At 49.6% G+C, this 24839-nt stretch carries 20 protein-coding genes; 9 read left to right on the top strand and 11 right to left on the bottom strand.

Annotated elements, in window-relative coordinates:
- Window positions 1-195: 195 nt before the first annotated feature.
- From C9I92_RS00800 to C9I92_RS00780, 5 genes are all read right to left on the bottom strand, one after another.
- Window positions 196-837, bottom strand: coding sequence for a DNA-J related domain-containing protein (locus C9I92_RS00800; protein ID WP_047885516.1), 642 nt, complete (start codon window positions 835-837; stop codon window positions 196-198).
- 235 nt (window positions 838-1072) lie between these two features.
- The gene (locus tag C9I92_RS00795) at window positions 1073-2365 is read right to left on the bottom strand and encodes an HAAAP family serine/threonine permease (RefSeq protein WP_047885515.1); all 1293 of its coding nucleotides are present in this window, start codon (window positions 2363-2365) and stop codon (window positions 1073-1075) included.
- Between the two features lie 513 nt (window positions 2366-2878).
- Window positions 2879-4618 carry a glycoside hydrolase family 19 protein gene (locus C9I92_RS00790; protein ID WP_053061841.1) on the bottom strand — a complete coding sequence of 580 codons (1740 nt, stop codon included), beginning with the start codon at window positions 4616-4618 and terminating at the stop codon, window positions 2879-2881.
- A gap of 224 nt (window positions 4619-4842) precedes the next feature.
- Window positions 4843-5325, bottom strand: a complete 483-nt coding sequence (locus C9I92_RS00785; RefSeq protein WP_047885514.1) for a YajQ family cyclic di-GMP-binding protein — start codon at window positions 5323-5325, stop codon at window positions 4843-4845.
- Window positions 5326-5396: 71 nt separating this feature from the next.
- Window positions 5397-6449 (bottom strand): 3-deoxy-7-phosphoheptulonate synthase, encoded by a 1053-nt coding sequence (locus C9I92_RS00780; protein ID WP_047885513.1) that lies wholly within the window; start codon window positions 6447-6449, stop codon window positions 5397-5399.
- A 412-nt stretch (window positions 6450-6861) separates the two neighbouring features.
- Between C9I92_RS00780 and C9I92_RS00775 the strand changes: the two genes are divergently transcribed.
- The gene (locus tag C9I92_RS00775; protein ID WP_242551809.1) at window positions 6862-7725 is read left to right on the top strand and encodes a putative PEP-binding protein; all 864 of its coding nucleotides are present in this window, start codon (window positions 6862-6864) and stop codon (window positions 7723-7725) included.
- 214 nt (window positions 7726-7939) lie between these two features.
- On the opposite strand, the gene C9I92_RS00770 is transcribed toward C9I92_RS00775, so the two are convergent.
- Window positions 7940-9424, bottom strand: a complete 1485-nt coding sequence (locus tag C9I92_RS00770; protein WP_047885511.1) for a protein adenylyltransferase SelO — start codon at window positions 9422-9424, stop codon at window positions 7940-7942.
- Window positions 9425-9498: 74 nt separating this feature from the next.
- Complete coding sequence (locus tag C9I92_RS00765; protein WP_047885510.1) at window positions 9499-10875, bottom strand: hypothetical protein; 1377 nt, start codon at window positions 10873-10875, stop codon at window positions 9499-9501.
- A 289-nt stretch (window positions 10876-11164) separates the two neighbouring features.
- Here C9I92_RS00765 and C9I92_RS00760 point away from each other — a divergent pair, with 289 nt between their 5' ends.
- The 6 genes from C9I92_RS00760 to C9I92_RS00735 all read left to right on the top strand — a co-directional run bounded on the left by C9I92_RS00760 (window position 11165) and on the right by C9I92_RS00735 (window position 18789).
- Window positions 11165-12004, top strand: coding sequence for a CvfB family protein (locus tag C9I92_RS00760; RefSeq protein WP_047885509.1), 840 nt, complete (start codon window positions 11165-11167; stop codon window positions 12002-12004).
- Window positions 12005-12387: 383 nt separating this feature from the next.
- Entirely contained in the window at window positions 12388-13293 is a 906-nt protein-coding gene (locus C9I92_RS00755; RefSeq protein WP_047885508.1) for a hypothetical protein, read from the top strand.
- 6 nt (window positions 13294-13299) lie between these two features.
- Complete coding sequence (locus tag C9I92_RS00750; RefSeq protein ID WP_047885507.1) at window positions 13300-14559, top strand: BamA/TamA family outer membrane protein; 1260 nt, start codon at window positions 13300-13302, stop codon at window positions 14557-14559.
- Window positions 14560-14701: 142 nt separating this feature from the next.
- Entirely contained in the window at window positions 14702-15943 is a 1242-nt protein-coding gene (locus C9I92_RS00745; RefSeq protein ID WP_146149651.1) for a DUF4056 domain-containing protein, read from the top strand.
- A 3-nt stretch (window positions 15944-15946) separates the two neighbouring features.
- Window positions 15947-16954: a patatin-like phospholipase family protein gene (locus C9I92_RS00740; protein ID WP_084712568.1), complete on the top strand. Its 1008-nt coding sequence runs from the start codon at window positions 15947-15949 to the stop codon at window positions 16952-16954.
- Window positions 16955-17172: 218 nt separating this feature from the next.
- Window positions 17173-18789, top strand: a complete 1617-nt coding sequence (locus C9I92_RS00735; protein WP_047885506.1) for a peptide ABC transporter substrate-binding protein — start codon at window positions 17173-17175, stop codon at window positions 18787-18789.
- Between the two features lie 230 nt (window positions 18790-19019).
- Here the strand turns inward: C9I92_RS00735 and C9I92_RS00730 are convergent, their stop codons facing one another.
- From C9I92_RS00730 to moeA, 4 genes are all read right to left on the bottom strand, one after another.
- On the bottom strand, window positions 19020-19475 hold the full coding sequence (locus C9I92_RS00730) for a CC0125/CC1285 family lipoprotein (RefSeq protein WP_047885505.1): 456 nt from the start codon (window positions 19473-19475) through the stop codon (window positions 19020-19022).
- 215 nt (window positions 19476-19690) lie between these two features.
- Entirely contained in the window at window positions 19691-20317 is a 627-nt protein-coding gene (locus tag C9I92_RS00725; protein ID WP_047885504.1) for a MarC family protein, read from the bottom strand.
- Between the two features lie 424 nt (window positions 20318-20741).
- A complete protein-coding gene (gene moeB, locus C9I92_RS00720) occupies window positions 20742-21488 on the bottom strand; it encodes a molybdopterin-synthase adenylyltransferase MoeB (protein WP_047885503.1) in 747 nt (248 codons plus the stop codon).
- Window positions 21489-21517: 29 nt separating this feature from the next.
- Window positions 21518-22750 carry a molybdopterin molybdotransferase MoeA gene (gene moeA, locus C9I92_RS00715; RefSeq protein ID WP_047885502.1) on the bottom strand — a complete coding sequence of 411 codons (1233 nt, stop codon included), beginning with the start codon at window positions 22748-22750 and terminating at the stop codon, window positions 21518-21520.
- Between the two features lie 356 nt (window positions 22751-23106).
- Between moeA and folE the strand changes: the two genes are divergently transcribed.
- Both folE and C9I92_RS00705 read left to right on the top strand, forming a co-directional pair.
- Window positions 23107-23760, top strand: coding sequence for a GTP cyclohydrolase I FolE (folE, locus tag C9I92_RS00710; RefSeq protein ID WP_047885501.1), 654 nt, complete (start codon window positions 23107-23109; stop codon window positions 23758-23760).
- Between the two features lie 117 nt (window positions 23761-23877).
- Window positions 23878-24801 carry a LysR family transcriptional regulator gene (locus tag C9I92_RS00705; protein ID WP_047885500.1) on the top strand — a complete coding sequence of 308 codons (924 nt, stop codon included), beginning with the start codon at window positions 23878-23880 and terminating at the stop codon, window positions 24799-24801.
- Window positions 24802-24839: the final 38 nt, after the last annotated feature.

Below are 24839 nucleotides of genomic sequence, written 5' to 3'. Positions count from 1 at the left end.
CGTTATGCACACAGTGTAGAAAGCATTAGGGCAGACATACAGAGGGCTGAAACGAACAGCTTGTTTCAAAAATTTGAATGACTTTGTATAACGCGTTTAATCAAAGGCAAGCTTCAGATAACGCAGTATTTATCGTGGGAGGCTACTGGGTTGCTCAGAAGATGTGGAGTAGAGGTTTACGCTTAGAGACACACGCTAGGCCGGGGTGCTGACACGCAAGCGTTGCCAGACGACGTACAGTGACCTAAATTGCTCTGCGTTACCGTTCGGGCGATCCGGATGCCATTTCAGCGCCAGTTGTCGCCAGCGTTTACGTACGTCGTGTGCTGAAGCGTTGTTGCTAAGGCCGAATGCTTGTAAATCATCTTCCAGGCTTGTGGCTGATGCTGTGGCTAATCCTTGATAGGCAGCATAGCGTGTCCAGAAGTCAGTCAGCAGATGCTGAATTTCTTCTGAGTCCAAGGTGTAGTGCTGCCAGTCAAGGTAATAATCACGCAGTGAATCACTTGCGTATGGCAGGGTTGCGTTCGCTTGCCCGATTTCTTGCGCGGACTGCAGGCGGATATTCATGGCATCAACCTGCAACCATTGCGCTGGCAGCAACAAGTTCTGCAACTGATACAGCGCATTCATGATCAGAAAATTGGTTTTGAACAGATGCTGATAGTCATCATTGTCGAGTCGGGTAAGCAATTTCCTGGCGCTTAACTCCGCCGCGAGAGTATGGATTTTCCACCCTTCAGACTGATTGCAGAGCAGATTGTATATCGGCCAGACAAACGGGTTTTCATATTGATCTGGTGTGGGTACTGAGGGCTGTGGTTGAGGCTGTAGCATAAACGCTCATGTCCAAAAATCAGTGTAGTAGGCTATCAGAGCCGACCGGGTAAGCTCAAGCCCGGATGTTGATGTAGGGCAAGGGGGATTAAATGTTGGGCTAAGTGGCTGCAGAAAAAGTGTGCTAAGAGTGCCCGGCTAAAGGGCCAATAAAATGTAGAAGAAAAAAGAACAATATGAAGAAGTTGATGATGAAAAAAAACAGTAAAGGCCATCCGAAGATGGCCTCTGATCATTATTGCGCCAGCGAGTAGAAAATCGCTGAGATTGAAATCAGACCGATCACGACGATGAAAATATTGCTCAGCGCACCGGAGTATTTGCGCATAGCCGGAACTTTCTGAATCGCGTACATCGGCATGATGAACAGCAGCATAGCGATGATCGGGCCGCCCAGGCTTTCAATCATACCCAGAATGCTCGGGTTGATAGTGGCAACCGCCCAAGACGAAACCAGCATGAACAAGGCAGTCACCGTGTTCAGGGTTTTATCACCGACCGTTTTACCACGACCACGTGCCATTTTAATCATCAGACCTTTCAGACCTTCGCTTGCACCCAGGTAATGGCCCAGGAACGATTTGGTGATCGCGATAATCGCCACAACCGGTGCCGCGTAAGCAATGATCGGCGTATCAAAATGGTTCGCCAGGTAAGTCAGGATCGAAACATTCTGCGCTTTGGCTTCCGCCAGGTTAGCCGGAGACAGGCTCAGCACACAGCTGAATACGAAGAACATGACTGTCACGACCATCATGATATGGCTGCGGGCCAGAATGCGTGAACATTGCTGCTCTGCCTGTGCGCCGTGTTCTTTCTGGGTTGCGACTGCGAACGATGAGATAACCGGTGAGTGGTTAAAGGAAAATACCATCACAGGCAGAATTAGCCAGACAGCCATCAGAATAGATGACACACCATTTTCAGCCGGAATCACGTTGTTAAAAATTGCACCGTTCCAGTAAGGAACCAGATACAGCGCCAGCATGAGCAGCACCGCAACAAACGGGAACACCAGTACACTCATGGCTTTAACAATCAGCTGCTCGCCCAGTCGGACAATTGCCATCAGGCCGATAATCAGCATGAAGGCCAGCAATGCGCGGGCTGGTGGCTCAATGCCAAGCTGGTATTGCATGAAGCTTTCAACGGTATTCGTCAAGGCGACACTGTACACCAGCAGAATCGGATAAATGGCAAAGAAGTAGAGCAGGGTGATCACTTTACCCATACCTGTACCAAAATGCTCTTCAACCACTTCAGTGATATCGGCACCCGGGTTGGAACTGGACAGCACAAAGCGTGTCATTCCGCGGTGGGCAAAGAATGTCATAGGTAGCGCCAGAACAGCCATCACCAACAGAGGGATCAGACCGCCGACACCGGCATTAATTGGCAGGAACAGAGTACCAGCGCCGACAGCTGTGCCATAAAGGCCAAGTACCCAAAGTGTATCGCTTTTTTTCCAAGTTGGTTTTGTGTTGCTTGTAATTTGAGAATGAACTGTATTTGTTTTCACAGTGCCCATAATGGACATCTCCTTTATAGGTATTATTTATTAGCCTTAAAGGGTTCACACTGTGTACCTTCCCTGCTTTGCCATCATAAAAAGTTATCTGGCAAAGGAATATGAGCAGCCTGAAAAAGATTTTTTCATCTGGAATGATAAAGAAGCGTGCTGGGGAGTTAACAGTTTCAATTTCCTGAAATGTTAGGGGTGACGTCCTGGGTCTGGCGATATTGTTTCCATACAAGTAGAACGCTACTTGGTCATTTTCGCTCTATATTTCTTATTATCTACCTTTAATCAACAACAATTTGAACCCTAAATAGGACACAGAAAGTATATGGGATTAGCTATCTAACACCTATGTATTTTCGACTCTGGCTGCGCTGTTTGCATAAAATTACAGCATATGTAGATCCCCCTGATAATCAGGGTTATAGGCAGTTATGTATAAGGGTAACTAATTGTAAACGCCCACTTTCAAATATTAAAAAGTGGGCGTAATTTGATAAAAGCTATTAATAACTACGGGTGTTATTCAATGGTCACATTGTAGTATTTCTGAACACACTTCGCGTAGTCACCCTCTTTCAGTGTGGTATGTGCAGTTTGGTAACCGGATTCAATCCGGCAGGCGAAACTGGCACCGCCCGGATTATTCGGGTAGTAACCCCAGTCATTTTCCCAGTATAGGCCGAAGCTGTTATCTGAGGTTTTCTTAAACGGTTTCATACCGGCACAGCCCAGTTGTTCGTCAGCAGGAACAGGTACACCCAGCGCCGCAGCATGGCCACGGTAGTACTTGATACGGTTGACCGACTGCGGCTTTTCCGTCTCCAGGGTACATTCAATCCCGCCGTTGATGATCATGGTCGTGACACCAAAACCGGTTGTGCGTTTCTCGGCAATGTCGGTCGCGCTTGGCTGCCAGGTGCCGTCAATCACATGCAGCATGGAAGGTTTAGGCGGTTGCGGATAGACAAAGAAGAAGACCGCAGAAGCCAGGTTCAGCCAGCTGTTCGCCACCCGATCCGGATCTTGCAGCAGCACATTCACATCATTGAAGATGAAATCAGAGAATGGACCGTAATTGTAGTGGTAAGAAAGCTGCTTGGCGCCGCGTCCGTAATATTTCACGTAGCTGCCATCTGCATTTTTACCGCACGGCCATTGCTCTGTCTGCCAGTTTGTTGCGGCACATTCACTGTTGTAGCCGCAGGAGCCAGCCTCTTCAGAGCAGCCGGATTCGCGAACAAAATACAGCCCCTGACGCCATTCTTCGTTAGGTGAGTGGGGATTATGGGCCCCCGTTTCCTGCGTAAAATGAGCAAACATCACGGCCAGCGATTTGGCACAGATGTCATCTGACTGCGCAGCCCTGTAGTCAGTGTAAGTAGCGCAGAACCCTTTAAATTTACCCACAGCTTTGAGGAAGTTGGTATAGGTGTAGACCGGATTACGCTCGGGGAAGGTGTAGTCCCATTGCTGCTCAGAGATTAGCGATTCAACGCGTTTTACGTTATCCGGGTTAGTGGTCGCGCCCGGTTGAATTGCTTCAACCACACTGTTTGGCTGAGTTGCAATGGATGCCAGCACCTGATCAAACTGAGGTGAATTGGTGAGTGCGGCTTCTTTGGCATCCAGATACGCTTTACTCATGATATAGCTGCCGTCTGGGTTTTGCCCGATGATGCCATTTTCAGGAACAGGATCCGGAGTTGGGTCTGGTGTGGGATCTGGATCCGGTGTCGGGTCAGGGTTTGGACCCGGATCAGGCGTTGTGCTGCCTTCTCCAATGTATTGCCAAACTCCAGTGCCGTTTGCTGCGTTCGGCGCTTCATTCTGCGTCCACCACTTGGCTTCGTATAGCTTGCCGTTATGGCTGACTCTATCGCCTCCGACATACACTTTTCCGTTTTCGTACGTAGGGTAGGTTGCAGTACCCGGAGCCGGATCAGGAATTGGTTCAGGCGTTGGTTCTGGTGTCGGTTCCGGAACAGGGGGCGGCTCAGGGGTGGGTTCTGGTTGCGGAGTCGTGCCTGAATCAACCAGAGCCCAGACACCACTGCTGCTACCCGGCAGCTCATTGGTGGTCCACCATTTTGCTTTGTAGACCTGCCCCTGATAGAGCACCTGATCACCACTGTGATAGACGGCATCAGCACTGTAATTCGGATAACTGGCGAAGGCACTGCCGGCAAACATGGCTGCGGAAATACTGGCGGCAATAAGCAGGTGTTTGTGCGGCAACGGCTTATGAGAACGTTTTATCATGGTTTTCCTTATGATGTTGATTGTCAAAGACAAAAAACAAGATAGTTTTTATTGCGAATTATCGCTGGGCGAAACCATGAGGTTGCGAGTCATTTCACTCACTTTGAAACGGGTGGGGCAGCGAGAGCTAATATGATTGAGATATTCTGCACAGAAAGAAAAACGGGAAAAGTGACCTTTTCCCGTTTGCGTTCATGCTGTGTTGTTTGCGTTTTTCCGGATAATTAGTCGCGGAAGTTTTCAAACTGGAACGGTTTGTCCATATCAGCCTGACGAATCAGTGCCATAACCGCTTGCAGGTCATCACGCTTTTTGCCGGTAACGCGTACTTTTTCGCCTTGGATAGAAGCCTGAACCTTCAGCTTGGCATCTTTGATCATTTTCACGATCTTCTTTGCTGTCATGGTGTCGATACCTTGCGCAAAGTGGGCTTCACGGTTAAACATTTTACCGGAATGAACAATGTCTTTCAGTTCCATGGATTTAGCTTCAACGCCGCGCTTGGCAAGGTTGTTGCGAAGAATATCCACCATTTGGCTGATCTGGAAGTCAGATTCCGCAGAAACGGTCACGATATCCTTGTTCAGTTTGAAGCTGGCTTCAACGTTACGAAAGTCAAAGCGGGTATCCAGTTCACGGATGGCGTTTTCAACCGCGTTTTTCAGTTCTACAGTGTTTACTTCAGAGACAATGTCAAAAGAAGGCATGTTGATGTCCTAACGTCTTTCACAGTGTGTTTGTAATGTTTTTCAGCATAGCCGCTGTCGATTCAGACGGCTTAAGAATTTTTTACTGCTTCCGCCAGCATGTTTAGCATGGTAACGGTATCGTCCCAGTTGATGCACGGATCCGTGATCGACTGGCCATAAGTCAGGGCGTCCAGATTGCCTGCGTCAACACTCTGGTTCCCCTCGACAATAAAGCTTTCAGCCATAATACCAGCAATATGGCGGCTACCGGCTTTTATTTGTCGGCAAATGTCTGCGGCAACGTCGAGCTGACGTTTATGTTGCTTCTGGCAGTTGCCGTGACTGAAATCCACCACCAAACGTGGTGGTAATTCAAAGGATGCCAGCGTTTCACACGCAGCATCAATGTCTTCCTGATGATAGTTAGGCAATTTGCCGCCACGCAGAATGACATGTCCGTATGGGTTACCGGACGTACGGTAGATAGTCATCTCGCCGGTTTTAGACGGTGAGCAGAAGACGTGTGGCTCACGGGTGGCACGAATGGCATCTACCGCAATTTTAATATTCCCGTCAGTACCGTTTTTGAAACCTACTGGGCAGGACAGGGCCGAGGCCATTTCACGGTGAATCTGAGATTCTGTTGTCCGAGCCCCAATCGCTCCCCATGCAATCAGATCTGCAATGTACTGACCGGTGATCATATCAAGGAATTCCGTTGCGGTTGGCACGCCAAGGCGATTGATATCTACCAGCAATTTGCGTGCGGTATGCAGGCCCTTTGCCAAGTCCAGACTGCCGTCCAGGTTCGGGTCGGAAACCAGACCTTTCCAGCCGACCACAGTACGCGGTTTTTCAAAGTAGGTGCGCATGACGAGGAACAGCTCATTCTGATACTTGTCCAGCAACGCTTTCAGGCGGGTGGCGTAATCAATGGCTGCTTCAGGGTCATGCACCGAGCAAGGACCAACGATAACCAGAAGGCGAGTGTCTTCACCCGTCAGAATTGCTTCAACTTGACGACGCGCTTGGGCGACATGCTCCGCAATAGCATCCGTAATCGGATATGCGGCTTCGACCACAGCAGGTGTAGGCATAGGGCCCAGACTCACGGTACGAAGTTCATCGGTTTTCATTGGCATAGTCGTGCCTATCTCGGTATTGCAAAAATTAATAACGCGTAAAGATAGCTTAAAAGCCGGTAGGAATAAACCAAACTTGTGATATAGCTTAGTTTTTTATTCTCTGCGTCTTTCCTTTTATTCAAAAATAGTCAACCCGGATCAATGCGTGGTGAGTTTTTAGACATTCAGTGAAGCAATCCGCCGATCAATATGCTGTCAACTAATAGTCTTGCAGGAATAATATCTGCCTGTTCAAAAGGAAAGACGGGATGCCCAGTAACACCTTGCGTTATCCATATGTTGTCAGTAAGTTGAATACCAGTCGCGCATGTTCGGGATAGCTGTCCGGAGCCTGCCATTCTATCAATGTGCATATTCGCTAGCAGTAAGGTGCCTTATGACAAGTTGTGCTCAGTCTGGACTTCAATTCATGACGGTGATGACGTCGTCAGAACAACTGGCAAACCAGGATGTTGCCATCGGACAGGTGTCGATAGGTTTGGTGTCAATGGATGACTTAATCAGTGAACTGAACATTCACCCTTATGCTGCCGCGTATGTGGCTGAGCTTGCTCAGGACAGCCAGCAGTCGTTGCTGAAGCGCTGTCAGGGAAATCCGGCTGAATTTTTTGTTTCGACCCTTTCAGAGCACCTGGTGCAGGCGGCGAAGTTGGCCGGAGAGCAGCCGCTGCGTGTTCGTCTCAGTGGCGCGGATTCCAGCCACCGTCAGGCGCTGCCGGGGGCGGAGTTAGAGCCGAAAGAAGCGTATCCGCTGATCGGGCTGCGTGGTGTGTCGCGTTTTGCTGATCACACCTTTCGCAAGGCGTTTGAGTTGGAATGTGAGGCCATCAAACGGGCACGTTTGTCAGCGGGAATGAAAAACATAGAGCTGGTGATCCCGTTTGTACGCACGTTCAGCGAAGCGGCGACAGTGATGGATTTGCTGGCCGAGCAGGGGCTCAGCCGGGGAACCGACGGCCTGAAGGTGCATCTGATGGCCGAGTTGCCGGCAAATGCCCTGACTGCTGAAACCTTCCTGCACTACTTTGATGGTTTGATCATTGATGTTGACCAGCTTGCCCGGTTTGCGCTGGGCGTGGACTTTGATCATCCGGCGCTCGCATATCTGCATGATGATCAGAACGAAGCCGTGTTGCAATTGGTTGCTCAGTCTCTCCGTGCAGCACGCAAAGCCGGTAAACCGGCAGAAGTACTCAGCCACTTTATCAGCAAGGCACCGAACCTGCAGCAGTGGCTGTTGGAACAGGGGATGACTCGGGTGATTGCTTACTAAAGAAGCCGTGAGGGAAGGGAGCGGGCGCTGCCTTTCACCTATTCCCCCTTGCCTTTTCCCGCAAGCAAACCAAACAGCTAACCATATAGTTAACCCAAAAATCTAGTTAACAAAAAAATCGCAAAATCACCGATTCAAAAAGCAGCCCGTCCGAGCCTATTAGGTGCTCGGACGGGCTTTGTTTGGCTGTTGACCAGAGTGCCTGAAGACGATGCTACGATGAGCAGCTGATTTCCAGGTGTTTACCCCATTCCGGTGGCAGGTCGGCGAAATACGCGTAATCAGGGTGTTCATGATATGGCGTTTCGAGTACATGCAGCAGCTGATCAATCATTGCGAAGTCGCCGCCTTCTGCTTTTTCAATGGCCTGTTGCGCCAGATAATTCCGCAAAATGTATTTCGGATTGACGGCGCGCATGAGGGTGAGACGCTCTTCGTCCGGCACGACTTCGTGTTGCAGTCTTTCTGCATAGCGCCCCAGCCACTCTTTTAGTGGTGGCTGCTGCTTCACGAAAGCACCGAATTGTTCTGCCGCGTCTGGCAGCGCCGAGCTCTCAATGTCCGATAGGGTGCGGAAAAACAGCGTATAGTCAACGGTTTGCTGGGTCATCAGCTGGAACAAATCGGAAAACAGCGGCGTGTCTTCATCCCGTTTTTCTTTGAGTCCGAGTTTGCTGCGCATGTTCCGGCTGTAGGCTGTCTGCAGTATTGGTTGATAACTGTTCAGAGCATCGTCGATAGCTTCTTTGTCCAGCAGCGGTGACAGGGCGTAGCCAAGTGCAGACAGGTTCCAGAGGGCAATGGATGGCTGCTGATTAAAGGCATAACGACCGGAATAGTCGGAATGGTTACAGATAAAGCCGGGGTTATAGTCATCCAGAAAGCCATACGGACCGTAGTCGAAGGTGAGCCCCAGTACAGACATGTTATCGGTATTCATTACCCCGTGGGCAAAGCCGACGGCCTGCCAGTCTGCGATCATCTCGGCGGTGAGGCGGACAATTTCCCGAAATAGTAGGGAATAGCGCTCAGGGTCACGGCTGTCAGACTGCTGGGCAATTTCGGGGAAATGGTGTGTAACCAGATAATCGGCCAGCAACTGTAATTCTGCGTGCTGGTTGGTATAAAAGAAATATTCGAAATGGCCAAAACGGATGTGGCTTTCCGCGATTCTGATCAGAGTCGCTCCGCGCTCAATACGTTCACGATAAACCGGCGTGTTACTGGATAACACGGCCAGCGCATGAGTGGTTTTTATCCCCAGTCCTTCCATGGCGGCACTGGCCAGGTATTCACGGATGCTGGAGCGCAATACTGCCCGTCCGTCGCCCTGACGTGAGTAGGGTGTCATGCCAGCCCCTTTGAGGTGGACATCCCACTTTTTACCTTCAGACGTCACGATTTCGCCCATCAGCAGGCCGCGGCCATCGCCGAGGTCCGGGTTATATTGGCCGAACTGATGACCGGTGTATTTCATGGCAAAAGGTTCAAACCCGTCATGGTCTTCGTTGCCGGTAAACACGTCGATGAAATAGGGCGTCGCGGCATCCGCCGGATCCAGCTCCAGCCAGCGGCAGACTTTCTGATTCACGCTGACCAGAAATGGGTCATCCAGCGGTTGAGGAGAAACCGGGGTGCCAAAAGACGCTGGCAGTTGACGGTAAGTGTTATTAAAAACCAGTTGCGACAGTGTTTTCATAAAGGGCTCGGATTTAAAATTCTCCCTTTAAGCGTAACAACTTGGTCTCAGGTTACAACGGAAAGAAAGTAGGGCTATTCAAGCCCGGAAGGTTCGGTGCTGCTTTCGGTCTCTATTGGCTCAATATCAACGATTTTTGAGCGGTTCATGACGATTTTCCAGCGCTGGATTCGCACCGTGTTGTCTTCATCCCTTTCACGGGTGATCAGGTTGATCAGGTGGCGCTTATCGACCGATTCCTTGGAAACCTGACCATCGTTAAGCTGGTAGATTTTCTGAGAGCCTTTTTCCATCAGCTTGGTGATACCGCGCAGATCCAGCATCAGCGATTCCAGCGTCTGTTCATAACCACTCAGGAATTTAGTGGGAGACATACGGGTGGTGCTTTTGTAATGCAGGATGGTTTCTTCCCGTTGTGAGACCTTGTGTTTACGAATCTGGCGGATTTCTTCATCCAGATTTTTGAAACTGCAATACTCCATCCATTCCAGCTGACGGCCAATCAATTGATTGGTGTTGACGTCGTAAAACTGTTTGCGCCACTTAGGTTTGCCTTTGCGTACCCAGCGCCAGAGCATGAGTTTGAGGTCGTCCTTGAACACTTCGCGGGCCGCATAAATGAAAGACAACGCCAGAATAAAGGAGGCGGTAATGTCCCCGAGTACGCCTCGGGCTTTGATTAGCATCAGGGTCACGAAAATCATCACAAAACCTGCGGCAAAACCGGTGACAATTTTGCGGGTGTTCTGACCCAGCTCGTCCGTCTTCTCTTTCATGGTGACCGGATATTCGATCAACCGTCGCAGCAGACGCATTTTGTTGGACATCCGGGTTAAATCAGACCGGGCTTTTGACGAATTGTACTCGTGATTCAGTCGGTGTTCGGCCTCGTTTTCGCACACTTCCAGCAGCATGGTTTTGATGTTGCTGTATTCACTGTTACGTGGCAGGTGGGCAACCAGCTCCAGCAGGCGCTGTTCGGTAAACCATGACAGGTAATTGTCGATGTTCTCGTAGTATTTGTGCAGTTTCTTGTCGGACGGCACATTACGGCGCAGACGCTTGAGGATACGGATGGTGAGCTGGGCGACTTCCTCGACTTCTTCCAGCGTTCGCTCTTCCTGCGAATCAAGCAGCGCCTGGGTCGTTTTTTCTAATGCCAGCGCATACTGGAAGGCATAGAGGCTCAGGCTCAGACGGTATTGCTCGGTAGAGAGTTTACCGCGACTGGCCAGCCGACTGTGTACCAAAGGTAAATGGTTCACGTCACTGTAGTAAGTCCGCTTACCCTGAATGGCATTATGGTAAAATTCGTCAGCGGAAATAATATGGCTGTTCAGCCCCAGTTCGCCGGGGACAAAAATGAAGAGGTCAAGCTGCCTGTTGGTGGTTTCCTGAATGACATGAGAGATTTTAATCTTATGTCCGTCTTTCTTTTCAACAGTGATCACGCTTGTATTTATCCTCTTTCGGGCCGCGGGGAAACAGTAGGGGGCTGACAGTATGTATTAAGGCGTCGGAAATGACTTTAATTTTAGATGAATTAATCAGTTATTAGCATGGCTTATTCACCATGATAAGGCTGACAGGTGGAAAAGTAGCCAATAATTTTAAGATAGGTCAGGCGCAGTGGAGTAACATCACGTATAATGCGCGGCCATAGTTTGTGAGACATGTTGTGACAAGTTGTGTGCCTGTGGGTAACGTCGCCATGTCATGTATCCAGAGAGTGTCGAGAGAATGATTAGAATCGGACAATACAACACATTAGAAGTCGTTAAGATGGTAGATTTTGGCGTCTTTCTTGATGGTGGTGAGGACTTTGGTAACATCCTGCTGCCAAATGCTTCCGTTCCTGCCGGCACTCAGCTGGGTGATAAACTGGAAGTCTTCGTTTATTTTGACTCATCAGACGAAATTATTGCGACCACGAAGCAGCCACTGGCGACCGTTGGTGAGTTTGCACGCCTGAAAGTCGTGGGTATCTGCGGTGTCGGAGCGTTTGTTGACTGGGGTCTGGAGAAAGACTTGCTGGTTCCGTTCAGTGAGCAGCGCCGTCGTCTGGAAGTCGGACAGGAAATCATGGTGCGCATTTACACAGATAAGGCATCAGGTCGTATCGTGGGCAGTACCAAGTTTAACCGCTTCCTGGATAAAACCCCTGCAAACTACAAAGTAGGCCAAGAAGTAAAGGTAATGATTGCCGAAGTGAGTGATCTTGGCTTCAAGGCAGTGATTGAAGGTGAGCACTGGGGACTGATTTTCAAAACTGAAGCGTTCGGTAAACTGTTCCCGGGTAAGAAGCTGAAAGCGTTCATTAAAGAGATTCGTCCTGACGGCAAGATTAACCTGTCGTTGCAAAAAGCGGGTCGTGCACGCGTTGATGATCTGGCAGATAAAATCCTGACCGCACTGGCACGCAAAGGCGGTTTCATTCCGCTGAGCGATAAATCCAGCCCGGATGAAATTTTTAAAGAGTTCCGTACCAGTAAAGCGACCTACAAAAAAACCATCGGTAGCTTATACAAACAGGGACTGATCATTATCGAGCGTGACGGTATCCGTCTGAACGATAACTAATACTGCTTCGAAAGTGCCCCGTATTCACGGGGCATTTTTTTATCCGTGCGTTATGCCGGTTATCTCGCCCGTTTCCCCGTGTGTTTCTCATGTGTATCAGGTGCGACAGGAGAACCACAATTGACCTACGTTTTCCCATCTCTTTTCCTCTTGCTTGCCTCTCATTTCCCCCTCTTTTTTTACATGTAAACAGCGCTGAATAATTCCACATGCCGACAATGAGTTAGCGTTAAAATCATGAATTGTTACACATTGAAAATATGACTCTTGGGATTATTGGAAGGTTGATTAAGAAATCATTAAGTATTCCGAAACCATACTGGCCCCCTTTTAATAACCACTTTTAGCTCATGGTTAATGGGCGGATAGGTTGAAACACCACCTTGAAACGACAAAAACTATTATTACTTACCGCATTGACCTCGTCGTGCCTCAGTGCCCAGGACAGTTTTTTCCCTATCTGGGGCGAGGAAGCAGAGCAGCGCGGATACACATTACCTAAGCCTTATGGGTTATCTCTGTCTTACATGGACATGAATAATCCGATTACTATCGACAGCATTTCTTTTTCAGGCCACCCCGTACTCAACGCCGTTGATGTGGATGCCAGGCAGGCGCATTTTTCAGGCTCAAACATTACTTTACGTGGCGATGTCTGGGTTTTCCCTTTTATGAATGTGTACGGCATCATCGGTTATACCCAGGGGAAAAGTAAGGCAAACATCAATGCGGTCCACTGTGATGCCAGTCAGTTTCCGGGATTGCTGAATCCTAACCGCTTGTTGTGCGCCGCCATAGACAAGGGCGGCGAATCGTTACCGGAGAATACCCAATTTGTGCTCGATATGGATGGCGGCACGTATGGGGTCGGCACCACACTGGCGGGTGGCATTGGCAACTGGTTTGCCTTGCTTGATATGAACTATACCTACACCAGCATTTCGGCGATTAACGGCAATATCAAAACGTTTGTTGCGGCACCCCGGGTCGGTTATCGCTGGGAATATGACGGCGGCAGGGAGCTGCGGGTGTTTGCCGGTGCGATGTATCAGAACGTTGAACAGTTTTTGTCCGGCAACCTACGTGATATTGGGCTTCCGTCAGAACTCGACCACCTGCTTGGATCACTGGCACCCGATGGTGAGTTTGAGGTCAGTCAGCATGCGGAAGACAAATGGAACTCGGTGATTGGTTTTCAGTATGCCTTCAACCGCGATTGGGAAGCCTTGTTTGAGGCCGGTTTCGGTAGCCGCGAGACCTTGTTTTTCTCCTTAGGTCGGCGGTTTTAAGTCAGTATGAAGCATAAGCGACTATGGCTTGCGATGTTGTTTACCGTGTCCGCGGTGGCAAAACCCGCGGCGGGAAACGAGACACCACCTGCTGACAATGACCTCAGCTTGTATCAGCGAACTCAGGCATGGTTTTCCGACTTGTTGCTGGAGCTGGGTGCTGACGGACAATTTACGCCGGAAAAAGGCATCGACTGGAGTGTCATGCCTGGGCCGTTTTATACCCCGGAGAAAAAGCTGGGGGTTGGGGTTTCCGCGATTGGGCTGTATTTACCCGATCTGAATGATCAGGTATCGCAACCCAGCGCAGTGACGCTGAATGGCTTTGCGTCGATAAACGGCGCGTATGGTTTGTCTGTCAGCAACGCCAGTTACCTTCAGCGTGATACATATCGGTTGTACTTTAACGCAGAAGTGATTGATTCACCGGATATCTTTTATGGGGTCGGGATTGATGCCGGACAGTACAACCCTCGAGTTGACTACACTCGACGGGCGTATTCGGTTTCAATGGAAGGAAAAAGGAAAATCTTTCCTTCTACGTATTTCGGGTTGGGGGCGCAATTTACTCGCACGGAAGCCAGTGACGGTTCGGTAAACACAGGGGATGAACCCCCCCGTTTTGTAGCAAACAGCTCTGTAAACGGTAACTCAGATATTGCTTATCGGGACGCAGCGGATATGCCAGCAATGACCGCTTTTCCGCATAAACAAAACCACATCGGTCTAAAAGCCTCGTTGACTTATGACTCCCGAGACTTTGCGTTGAATGCCTCGTCTGGCCGACTCGTTCAGATTGAATACTTTTATTTTGATCAAGCCTTAGGCTCGGATCATGATTTCGAACGGATAAAACTGAACTACAGCGATTACCTGACGCTGAAAGGGATACCCGGCATGCCAGGAATTGTAGCCTGGCAGGTGCGGCTCGAATCTAACCGCGGTGATGTCAGCTGGGATCAAATGGCCTTACTGGGTGGTGCCGATGCATTGCGTGGTTATGAGCAAGGGCATTACCGCGATCGCAATATGTTGCTTTCTCAGGTGGAATACCGAAGGCCGCTGGGTGGACGTCACGGGATGGTGTATTGGCTGGGAGGCGGCACCTTAGCCAGCGACTTTTCCGAGCTGGGGCAGGACAAATGGCTGTATTCAGCCGGTGTTGGCTATCGCTTTGAAATAAAGCAGCGGGTGAACCTCCGTCTGGATATGGGGTTTGGCAACGATCAGAGCGGTTTTTACTTTTCTATCAATGAAGCCTTTTAGGGGGCTGGACTGCCCGGCTGGCTATGTGGCCAGTTAGTTAAATAGGTAATCCTGCCAATAAGTTATCCAATGCATAGAGCATCCAGCTAACACAGCCTCTCAGGAAACAACATTTTTCAGTGCATATGGCGCTTTCTTTACTATGAAAAGACAGACTTTCAGTGTTTTTCTATTATCAGCCGTGATAATGGCCGTACAGGGATGCACGACACAATCGTGGAATACAAACACGCTGCCTGATGAGCAGCAGATTCATGCCATGCTGAATGGCGAGGCGATCAACCAAGATTCGTGGCAACTCAGTCAGCATCATTACCCTCAGTTTCGGGTTCCCCAGAATGTCAGGCCATGCTGCGCATTTGGTGATATGCAGAAAGTGAATGTCAGCGCTGTCCCGGTGCCGTTTTTCCGTCTCGACAACCTGCGAGCCAGAGAGGATGTGGGCCCGCATAAATTTGCCAGCGGTATTTACCATTTTACCCCCGCGTCGGCTTCTGCGCTGAACCAAGCGGGTGGGGAGAATAACAGATTGATGTACACCAGGCGCGGTGGGTTTATCGACCTGGCGCATGTTCGGGATACCGCAGACGATACTATTGCGCTGTTTTTTGACATCCTGGCTCACTTAGGCAAGGCCCATCGTATTGAATTGCCCTCGGAGCTTGGTCCTCGGTATATCGAACTAAAAGCTTTTGATACGTCAGCGCTGACCGCCGAACAGCGGTGGCAAATCGCCGCTCATGTTGCAGCCCGACTGGCCTATTTCAAAGCAGAATCCCATGAAATTGCCCAGTGGCACGGTTACAGCAGCTTTACAGCCTGGCCGGAGACGATCTCTGCCTACTCGATAGAAGATCTCTATTCCAACATGCTTGGGGCGAAGCTGGTATTGGCGCTGATTCAGCAGCGCAAGATATTAAGTGAAGAAGACTACAATCGGAATCTGACGCTGTGGCTGGATGCCAGTCTGCGTCAGCTGGATGCCGTTGACAAGACGCAGGCCAGAATGGCGCTGGATGCAGTTGATGGCATCTGGTGGGACTCGCAGGAATCGATCCCTAGCAAGTACATGGTACTTAAACGTCACTATTTACTGGGAGATACCCAGCGACCGTATCTGGCTAAATCGCAGGTGAGTGAAGTCACTGATTTTCCGGTAATCTTGTCTCTGCCATCACGCCTTTATGACCTGGAATTGGATAAGATTGCTGTGCTGGTTTTGGAAATTAACAGCAAGTACCGTTCATCTTTCTCCCATATTCCGGACAATCTGTGGCGCAAACGTATTACTCACCTCACGTTCAGGGATATAGCAGCGTATGACGAAAAGGAAGATCAGAAGGAACTTGCGCGGTTAGGGCTTAGATCGGGTCCGGAGGAGTGAGGTATGGCGTACAGGAAACATGTTTGGCTCCAGATGCAACCTTTTCACCATTTACGAAACGCACTTACGATGCTGGTGTTGGTTCCACTGGCATCATTGACGTTGTCGGGATGTTCCACGGTCAATCAGTATGACCACTTGCAAACAACTGAGATTCGTCGGCCAGCTGATTCTGTTCCGTCGAGTCCACGTACTGATTCATCCGGGCGCTATCCCCCTAGACTGGCGATTGCCTTTGGCGGTGGTGCTGCCAGAGGCATGATGCATCTTGGAGTGATGAAGGCGTTGGAAGAAGAGGGTATCAAAGCAGATATTGTAACGGGGACATCTGTGGGCGCCATTGCCGCAGCGTTATACAGTGCGAATGATTACAGCGCCGTTCATCGCCTGCTGTTTCAATTTGCCGAGCATGACATTACCGATGTCAACCTCTCGCCAGAGGGTGTGCTGAAAGGAAAGGCGCTCGCGAAGTGGGTTAATAAACATGTTGCCTACGATGATATACGCAAGCTACCAATGCCAACCGGCATTGTTGCCACGAACCTGACCCGTCATAAACCGGTGGTGTTTACTGCCGGTGACGTAGGGCAGGCCGTTCAGACCTCAGCCAGTGTACCTGGGGTATTTGTGCCTGTTAATCATCATGGGGATGTACTGGTGGATGGCGGGGTGCTGTCTGTGGTGCCGGTTTATGCCGCCCGCCAACTGGGAGCCGATGTCGTTATTGCCGTCGATGTTTTCTGCAGTCAACCACCTCCACTGGGAGAGAAGGCCGTTGATACCATGGCGAATACCTTCTGGTTGCAAAGCTGTCAGCTGGCCAGCGATGAAATTGCCAGTGCTGATATGGTGATCACTCCCATCCCACCGGATAACAGCCTGGTAAATTTCGGGCGCACGCCGGAGCGTGAAGCGGCAGTCGATGCGGGGTATCTCGCGATGAAACAACAAATCGGGGTACTGAAACAATTGCTTAGCCAAGCGGATAAAAAGAATAAAAAAGCATCGTAAATCGCCTGTTTATCCTTCGGCTTTCAATCACGGTTAACTCTATGAAAAGCTGTCAGTTTTGTATGACTTAATCGGAACAGTTTGACTTGTTTTAAGGCATGGCTTTTTGCATGGTTTTTGTCCGTTTTTTTGTGACCGAAAACCTATCGTCATGTTTTATAACTGTGTATGTTAATGGGTGTTTTCACTAAAGAGACAACTGCATTAAAGGACAATATATGCAAGGAAGTAAACTTTCCGTTATCGCAGCGGTTATCGGACTTGTCGCCAGCTCACCCTCCTGGGCCGCAAATGTGCCGTCTGATGTCACACTGGCAAAAGAGCAGGTGCTTGTACGCGGTAACGGTGATGAGGTGCCCACGCTGGATCCCTCATTCTCATCTGACTCTGCCAGTTCCCGTGTTATAGGTGATATGTTTGAAGGGTTAGTGACTCAAAGTCCTGAAGGGGAAATCATTCCTGCGCTCGCTACCCGGTGGGAACAATCCGCTGACGGTAAAGTCTATACCTTCCACCTTCGCGATAACATCACCTGGTCCAATGGTGAACCCATTACCGCCGGTGATTTTGTTTACAGCTTCCGACGTGTCATCAACCCTAAAACAGCCGCGCCTTATGCCTGGTATTACGGTACGGCACACATTAAAAATGCCACCGCAATCAGTGAAGGGAAGGTGCCGGTAGAAGAGCTGGGTGTTTCTGCTCCGGACGATAAGACGTTTCAAATCACGCTGGATAAGCCGGTACCGTATTTGCTGAAAATGCTGGTACATGAATCCACTTATCCGGTTTATCAGCCAGCCATTGAAGCGCACGGCGACACCTGGACGAGGCCAGAGCATATTGTTACCAGCAGTGCTTACAAGCTGAAAGAATGGACGCTGAATGAGCGTATCGTGCTGGAACGAAACTCGAATTACTGGAACAACGCGAAGACCGTTATCAACCAGGTGAAATATTTGCCGATTGTTGATATGACCGCTGAATACAATCGCTACCGTACCGGGGAAATTGATATTACGTCGTCGTTTCCGCTGGAGCAGTACAATGCGATTAAGAAGCAGCGCCCGGATGAACTGCTGACCATGCCATCGCTCGGCACGTACTATTACTTGTTCAATGTTAACAAGAAGCCGTTTGATGACCCGAGGGTACGAAAAGCGCTGGCTTATGCGATTGACCGTGACGTTGTCACTAATGTGATTCTGGGGCAGGGACAGATTCCCGCTTATGGCCTGACACCACCGTCAGTGGACGGTTTTGCTGCGCCGAGATTGAGTTGGGGTGAATTGAATCAGAAAGAGCGTAATCAGAAAGCGAAACAGTTGCTGGAAGAAGCAGGCTTTAACGCGGCGAATCCGCTGAAGTTTGAACTGGTTTACAACACATTGGAAGCGCATAAAAAGCTGGCCATTGTCATGTCTTCGATGTGGAAGAAAACGCTGGGCGCCGACGTTGAACTCGCCAATCAGGAATGGAAAACGTTTCTGCAAAAACTGTCACAGCGTAATTTCAGTGTGGCCCGTTATGCCTGGATGGGGGATTACAATGAAGCATCGACTTTCCTGTCTTTCTTTGACAGCCAGGGTATGAACTACGGTGACTGGTCAAATCCGAAGTATGACGAGGTCATGGCGAAAGCAATTCTCGCAAAAGACAGTAAAGGACGTAATCATTACTATCAGCAGGCTGAGCAGATTTTTGCAGAAGAAATGCCGGCTATCCCGCTGTATCACTACACTCGTTCTGTGTTGAAAAACCCGAAAGTCGGTGGTTACTCAACTACTAATGCGTCGGATGCCCGGTACACCCGTGATCTGTATAAAATCCAGTAATTCGTATGATGTCTGAACTTTGAAGCCTGAAGCCTGAAGCCTGAAGCCTGAAGCCTGAAGCCTGAAGCCTGATGCCTGATGCCTGTTACAGATACTGCCGTATCACACGCAGGAATCAGGCAACCGGAAATAAATCAGCAAGATCAAAACAGAAAAAGCCGGGCCACCATGGTCCGGCTTTTTATCTTCGACTAAACGTTGCAGGCTGGTGGTAGCGGCCGGACCTGCGGTTAAGACTTAACCTGAATGTTCTGCAGGATAAAGCCTGACTCGTAGACTGGCAGGGTGCTGTTTTGCGGCTTTTCCTTCAGGCCGATAGCTTCTACCATGACGGTTGTTTCTGAAGTAATGTTGCCTACGCCATAGAGAAAGTCATGGCTGCTGGTACCAAAACCGCTGGTGCCGGTCTGATCGCGATAATTCTGTTCGCCACGCAGCATGAAGTAAGGGTAACCGGCATTCTGCGCCAGTTCCGCAGCTTTGTGCAGCAGGTAATTACGGGCTTTGGTGCGATCAGTGTATTCATTACCGACAAAACTGATTTGCCAGGTATCGCTGGACAGGTTACTTACTTCGAATCCTTTACCGAATGACCAGAAGGAGCTTTTGTCGGTGTCATAAGGGGTGGCGCAACCTGCCAGGATCAGTGCAGTTAAACCACAGAGTGTCATGCTTGCTTTATTCATCGTCGTTCTCGAAAGCCATTGTGTTTGTATCACGGTTTTATATCCGCATGGGTCGCCCATAACCTTGATATAAAACGTTGTTCAATTTGTTGGTGGCTATCATAACGACTTTTTATCGCAATGCACTATTAAGACCCTAAATCCATACAATTCCATACATTGTACAGTGCATTAGGATCTTGCTCTGAGACACGTTCTGGTTACGGTCAGGCGAATCAGGTTAGCTTATCAAACAGGTGCTTGGCATCATGCACACCCTGAATAAACATCTGCATCGCAATGACTGTCAGGATGAGTCCCATCAGACGCGTGACAATCCCTATGCCTTCCGAACCCATATATTTCACGAGCCGCTGACCGTAGAGGAAACAAACCACGGTAATGACACACAAAATGGCAAAAGCGACAATGGTTACCAGAATTTGTAAGAATCCTCCTGCTGCCGAGTAGTTCATTGCGGTGGCAATGGTTCCGGGCCCGGACAGAATCGGGATTGCCAGCGGGGAAATAGCAATGTCCTGGTCAGAATTGTCAGTAGAGCTGTGCATGGTTGAACTACTGCCTTGCAGCATGTGGTAGCCGACGATAAAAACCAGAATACCGCCAGACAGCCGTAATGCCGGTAGTGTGATACCAAAAAGCGAGAAAATGGCTTTGCCTAACAGGCTGAATACGGCGACAACCAAAAAAGCGGTAAATACTGATTTAAAAGCGGTTCTGCGTTGCTGTTCGACGGATTGTTGTCCGGTGAGGCCGACGAATACTGCGGTATTGGCAATGGGGTTCATAATGGCAAAAAAACCCATAAATACCGTAACGATAACCGTGAATAAGTCCTGCATGAGATACTCCTGAGCAAAGGGATCTGATAACGCTAAGTCTTTGAATCTATTCTAGTGCGTTGTGATTGCCTTATAGAAGGTTAGTCGGTGAATTGAGAACTTGATCGATTTGGAAGGAGCCTCCGCAAGCGCAGGAGGTAAGCAGGAGGCAAAAGTGCGCTGATTGCTGAAAATCAAGATGGGCGTGCGTAAGCACAATCGTCGTATTGCCAAATTACAGAGATGAGATTGTCGCCAAAATTTGAAGAGGCAACGCCGTAATAGTACGGAGCATAGGGGAGTCCGCGAACTCGCCTGTTTACCAGTGAGCCTGTCAGAAGCAAGAAACCAAAATAAAATCGACAATAAAAAAGCGGGCAGTGAACTAATAAACCGATTAATTCTTGTTCGCTGCCCGTTTATATCAATGAGCTGATGGCGTCTGTTATCCGCACACCGGGCAGGCAGGTTGCTTACTGAGCTTCATCTCGCGCCACGACATAGTCATGGCGTCCAGCATCAGGATTTTTCCTGACAAGGGCTGCCCCATGTCAGCAATCACTTTGATGGTCTCCATTGCCTGTACTGCACCCACGATACCGACCACAGGTGACATGATTCCGGCTTCGACACAGGTCAGTGCCTGTTGTCCAAACAGTGCGCTCAGGCACTGGTAGCAAGGTTCATTGGCCTGATAGGTATAGACGCTGATCTGGCCTTCCATGCGAATGGCGGCCCCTGACACTAAAGGCGTCTTCAGCTGGTGGCACAAACGGTTCAGCTGATTACGGGTTTCCACGTTATCACTGCAATCCAGCACGATATCGTGCTTTGCGATCAAATCATGCAGAGTGTTGTCATCAAGACGTGCGGCAATGGTGGAGACGGATACATTCGGGTTGATGGTCTGTAATGCTTGCTTCGCAGACTCAACCTTGAGCATACCGACCGTATTGTCGTTATGCAGTACCTGACGCTGCAGGTTTGAGACTTCCACCTTGTCGTCGTCAATCAGGGTTAACGTGCCAATACCGGCTGCAGCCAGATACTGGGTTGAGGCACATCCAAGTCCGCCAGCTCCCAGTACCAGGGCAGAAGCACTTTTTAGTGCCTCCTGACCCTCAAAATCAAATTGGCGCAGAATGATCTGGCGGTTATAACGCAGCATCTCTGCATCGGTAAGTTCTACCACGGGTATATCCTGTCAGTTACTGCCTTGAATTAGTACATGGCCTGGTTAAACAGTTCAATAGTCACCTCTTCGCCAGGCATCACGCGACCGCGCTCTTGCTCAAGGATGACAAAACAGTTTGCAAGGTGCATTGAGCTGAACGCGCCAGAGCCCTGATTACCGGTGGTGGAGACTTCCAGCTGACCATTGGTATTAATCTGATAAATACCGCGTTGGTAGTCAGCCCGGCCCGGACGTTTTTTAAAGACAGTCGCCGCTTTAGCTTTCATGCGTTGCGGTGGCTGGTATTGAGTATGACCAGACAGTTTAGCCAACATAGGCTGAACCAGCTGGTATAGCGTTACCATGGCGGATACCGGGTTGCCGGGCAGACCACAGAACCAGGTGTTTTTGATGGTACCGAAAGCAAATGGCTTGCCCGGTTTCATGGCAATTTTCCAGAAACCAATTTCTCCCTGCTCATCCAGAATATCTTTGGTGTAGTCTGCTTCACCGACGCTGACGCCGCCGGAAGTGACCAGAACATCCGCTTTAGTGGCCGCCGCAAAGGCATCACACAGTTTTTCCGGGCAATCCGGGATGATGCCCAAATCCATCACATCACAACCGAATTTTTCCAGCAGAGCACGAATGCCGTATCGGTTGCTGTCATAGATCTGCCCGGCTTCCAGTGGTTCACCCACCGGACTAAGTTCGTCACCGGTTGAGAAGAAAGCAACAACAGGGCGACGATAAACAGGTAGGGTAGCAATACCCAGAGAGGCAAGTAACGGCATTTCACGTGCGGTGATACGGGTGCCTTTGGCAACCACAACATCCCCCTGGCGAACATCATCACCAATCGGGCGCACATTATCACCCGCCGGCGCTTTCGTCAGAAAGCGAATTTGCTCGCCATGCGCTTCGGTCTCTTCCTGCATAATTACTGTATCAGTACCGTCCGGCATTTGGGCACCGGTCATGATACGGATACACTGGCCTGCTTCGCAGGTGCCTTCAAACGGGATCCCGGCGAATGATTTACCGGCAAGGGTCAAGGTATCTGACTGCGCCAGATCGGCACTGCGTAGGGCGTAACCATCCATCGCTGAGTTGGCAAAAGGCGGTACATTAATCGGCGAGCGAATATCTTCAGCCAGTACCAGCCCCATGGCATCTGCCAGGGATACCGTATTGACGGTTTCCAGTGGTTTAACTTGTTCCAGAATCTTCTGCAGTGCGTCTTCAACTGGCATCAACCCTGGTGTGTCACAACATCCCATAATTGCTATCCGTCTATAATCTTCGTTGTTTTGTGTAAGCACTTATTATGACAAAAAAATAAGTTGTTCACTAATACCCGATCAAATTCGTGGTGTAATTGTTCCCATTTACAGGTATCCTTCGGTCTCAAAGTTTGCTGGCATGCTCTCATCTCATGTCATTGCTGGGTTTCAGGCGTCTTTCGTGTTCATCGCTGCGGAAGGTTCAGGAGCTCAGGTCTTCTTTTATTGCATGCGATTTACTGACGGCAAAAAGAAGACAGTCCCGATTTATGACGGGGAAGGAGAGCGGAAAGTTGTCTCAGTCAAAAACTGCAGATGGTTTTGTCGTACGGCCAGCCGGTTGGAGGAAAAGAATGACTGCATACAGCGAATCTGCATTGAAGGTGCGCCAGGCACTGATTGATCGTGGCCTTGAAACCCCGATGACCGACAAGGTTGTCAGCCGCGAAGAGAAAAAAGAGAGGATTGAGTATCACATGCGTGAAATCCTCGAGCTTTTGTCGTTGGATCTGACCGATGACAGCTTGGTTGAGACACCACATCGCATCGCGAAAATGTATGTCGACGAAGTCTTTTCTGGTCTGGATTATGCCAACTTCCCAAAAATCACGGTCATTGAAAATAAAATGAACTGTGATGAAATGGTACGTGTTAAAGACATTACACTGACCAGTACCTGTGAGCACCACTTGGTTACTATCGACGGTAAAGCGACTGTCGCTTATATTCCGCGTGGCAAAATTATTGGTCTGTCAAAGATCAACCGCATTGTTCGCTTCTTTGCTCAGCGCCCGCAGGTGCAGGAGCGTATGACTCAGCAGATTCTGGTTGCACTACAAACCTTGCTGGAAAGTGACGATGTGGCTGTGACCATGGATGCCACTCACTACTGTGTGAAAGCGCGTGGTGTTATGGATGCGACGAGTGTGACCACCACAACGGCACTGGGGGGGATTTTCAAACGAAACCCTGCGACCCGTGCTGAATTTCTGCATGGTGTAAGATAAATCTTCATTTGAAGATAACCACTCGGTTCAGATACTATCAATAAGCCAGCAGGTTCACTGCTGGCTTTTTTCACGTTTAAACGTCCTTTGTTACCACTGTTCAGCCAGAGAAGGGTTATGGATCTTATCAAGCTGTCGCGTGTCAGTATGAAACACCTCATCACTTTGCATGTCATGCTGGACACTCTGAGCGTGACGGTGAGTGCTGAGCGGCTATGCCTGAGTCCTTCCTCTGTCAGTAAAACCCTGAGTCAGTTACGTGAAAGCCTCAATGATGAGCTTTTCTACCGGCACGGTAATCAGTTGATTGCCACACCGCTGGCTCGTCGGCTGGGGCCAACCGTGCACCAGATGATAAATGAAATGAACCAGATGCTGACGCAGGAGGCATTTGATCCGGCGTCTTATCAGGGGCGGTTTTCTCTGGCGATGCGTGAAAGTACATTTGAATTGCTGGCTGCTCGATTGTCCGCGCGGGTATTGAGTCAGGCTCCGGGCATGAGACTGGAAATCTGTTCGCGGGATAGTATGGGGTTCGATAGCCTGAGTAAAGGTCAGTTGGATTTTATCATTTTGCCGCATGACAAAAGCCAGCCGCCCAGCTCGCAGAGTAACCTGGTCTGGGAACGTTTGCTGGATGACGAGATGGTGTGCCTGATGAGGCCTGAGCATCCGCTGGCCGCTTATTCGTTAACGATTGATGATTACCTGCGATTTAACCATGTTGGCATCTCTGATGGTGAACTCGCGGTGCCATATTTTGAATTGCAATTGGCTCAGCAGCACCGACATCGTCGGGTGTCAGTACAACTGCCTGATTTTGGCAGCGCAGCAGTCATGTGTCACGAAAGCGATTTGTTGTTCACCTGCTCGAAAAAGTGGGCGGAAACGGCGCGGCAGGCTAAGGGCTTAGTGGTTAAATCCCTGCCGTTTGATTACGGTGAAGTGGCTTACTCACTGGTGTGGCATCAGCCCGGCATGAATGATCCAGCCCAGCGGTGGCTCTATGAGCAGATTGTCCATGTTGCTCGCGAGAGCTAATCACCAGAGTTCCAGCCATCTGCCTCTTTATTGAAAAG

It is taken from the genome of Photobacterium ganghwense (assembly GCF_003025595.1).
In the GTDB taxonomy this organism is placed as follows: Bacteria; Pseudomonadota; Gammaproteobacteria; order Enterobacterales; family Vibrionaceae; genus Photobacterium; species Photobacterium ganghwense.
The sequence above is the reverse complement of the archived record's forward strand: the minus strand, read 5'-3'. Positions and strand labels throughout refer to the sequence as shown.

Bases quoted from the DNA above. Each gene is read 5' to 3' on its own strand.
- C9I92_RS00800 (WP_047885516.1), bottom strand. From the start codon at position 837: ATGCTACAGCCTCAACCACAGCCCTCAGTACCCACACCAGATCAATAT.
- C9I92_RS00795 (WP_047885515.1), bottom strand. From the start codon at position 2,365: ATGGGCACTGTGAAAACAAATACAGTTCATTCTCAAATTACAAGCAAC.
- C9I92_RS00790 (WP_053061841.1), bottom strand. From the start codon at position 4,618: ATGATAAAACGTTCTCATAAGCCGTTGCCGCACAAACACCTGCTTATT.
- C9I92_RS00785 (WP_047885514.1), bottom strand. From the start codon at position 5,325: ATGCCTTCTTTTGACATTGTCTCTGAAGTAAACACTGTAGAACTGAAA.
- C9I92_RS00780 (WP_047885513.1), bottom strand. From the start codon at position 6,449: ATGCCAATGAAAACCGATGAACTTCGTACCGTGAGTCTGGGCCCTATG.
- C9I92_RS00775 (WP_242551809.1), top strand. From the start codon at position 6,862: ATGACGGTGATGACGTCGTCAGAACAACTGGCAAACCAGGATGTTGCC.
- C9I92_RS00770 (WP_047885511.1), bottom strand. From the start codon at position 9,424: ATGAAAACACTGTCGCAACTGGTTTTTAATAACACTTACCGTCAACTG.
- C9I92_RS00760 (WP_047885509.1), top strand. From the start codon at position 11,165: ATGATTAGAATCGGACAATACAACACATTAGAAGTCGTTAAGATGGTA.
- C9I92_RS00750 (WP_047885507.1), top strand. From the start codon at position 13,300: ATGAAGCATAAGCGACTATGGCTTGCGATGTTGTTTACCGTGTCCGCG.
- C9I92_RS00745 (WP_146149651.1), top strand. From the start codon at position 14,702: ATGAAAAGACAGACTTTCAGTGTTTTTCTATTATCAGCCGTGATAATG.
- C9I92_RS00740 (WP_084712568.1), top strand. From the start codon at position 15,947: ATGGCGTACAGGAAACATGTTTGGCTCCAGATGCAACCTTTTCACCAT.
- C9I92_RS00735 (WP_047885506.1), top strand. From the start codon at position 17,173: ATGCAAGGAAGTAAACTTTCCGTTATCGCAGCGGTTATCGGACTTGTC.
- C9I92_RS00730 (WP_047885505.1), bottom strand. From the start codon at position 19,475: ATGAATAAAGCAAGCATGACACTCTGTGGTTTAACTGCACTGATCCTG.
- C9I92_RS00725 (WP_047885504.1), bottom strand. From the start codon at position 20,317: ATGCAGGACTTATTCACGGTTATCGTTACGGTATTTATGGGTTTTTTT.
- moeA (WP_047885502.1), bottom strand. From the start codon at position 22,750: ATGGGATGTTGTGACACACCAGGGTTGATGCCAGTTGAAGACGCACTG.
- folE (WP_047885501.1), top strand. From the start codon at position 23,107: ATGACTGCATACAGCGAATCTGCATTGAAGGTGCGCCAGGCACTGATT.
- C9I92_RS00705 (WP_047885500.1), top strand. From the start codon at position 23,878: ATGGATCTTATCAAGCTGTCGCGTGTCAGTATGAAACACCTCATCACT.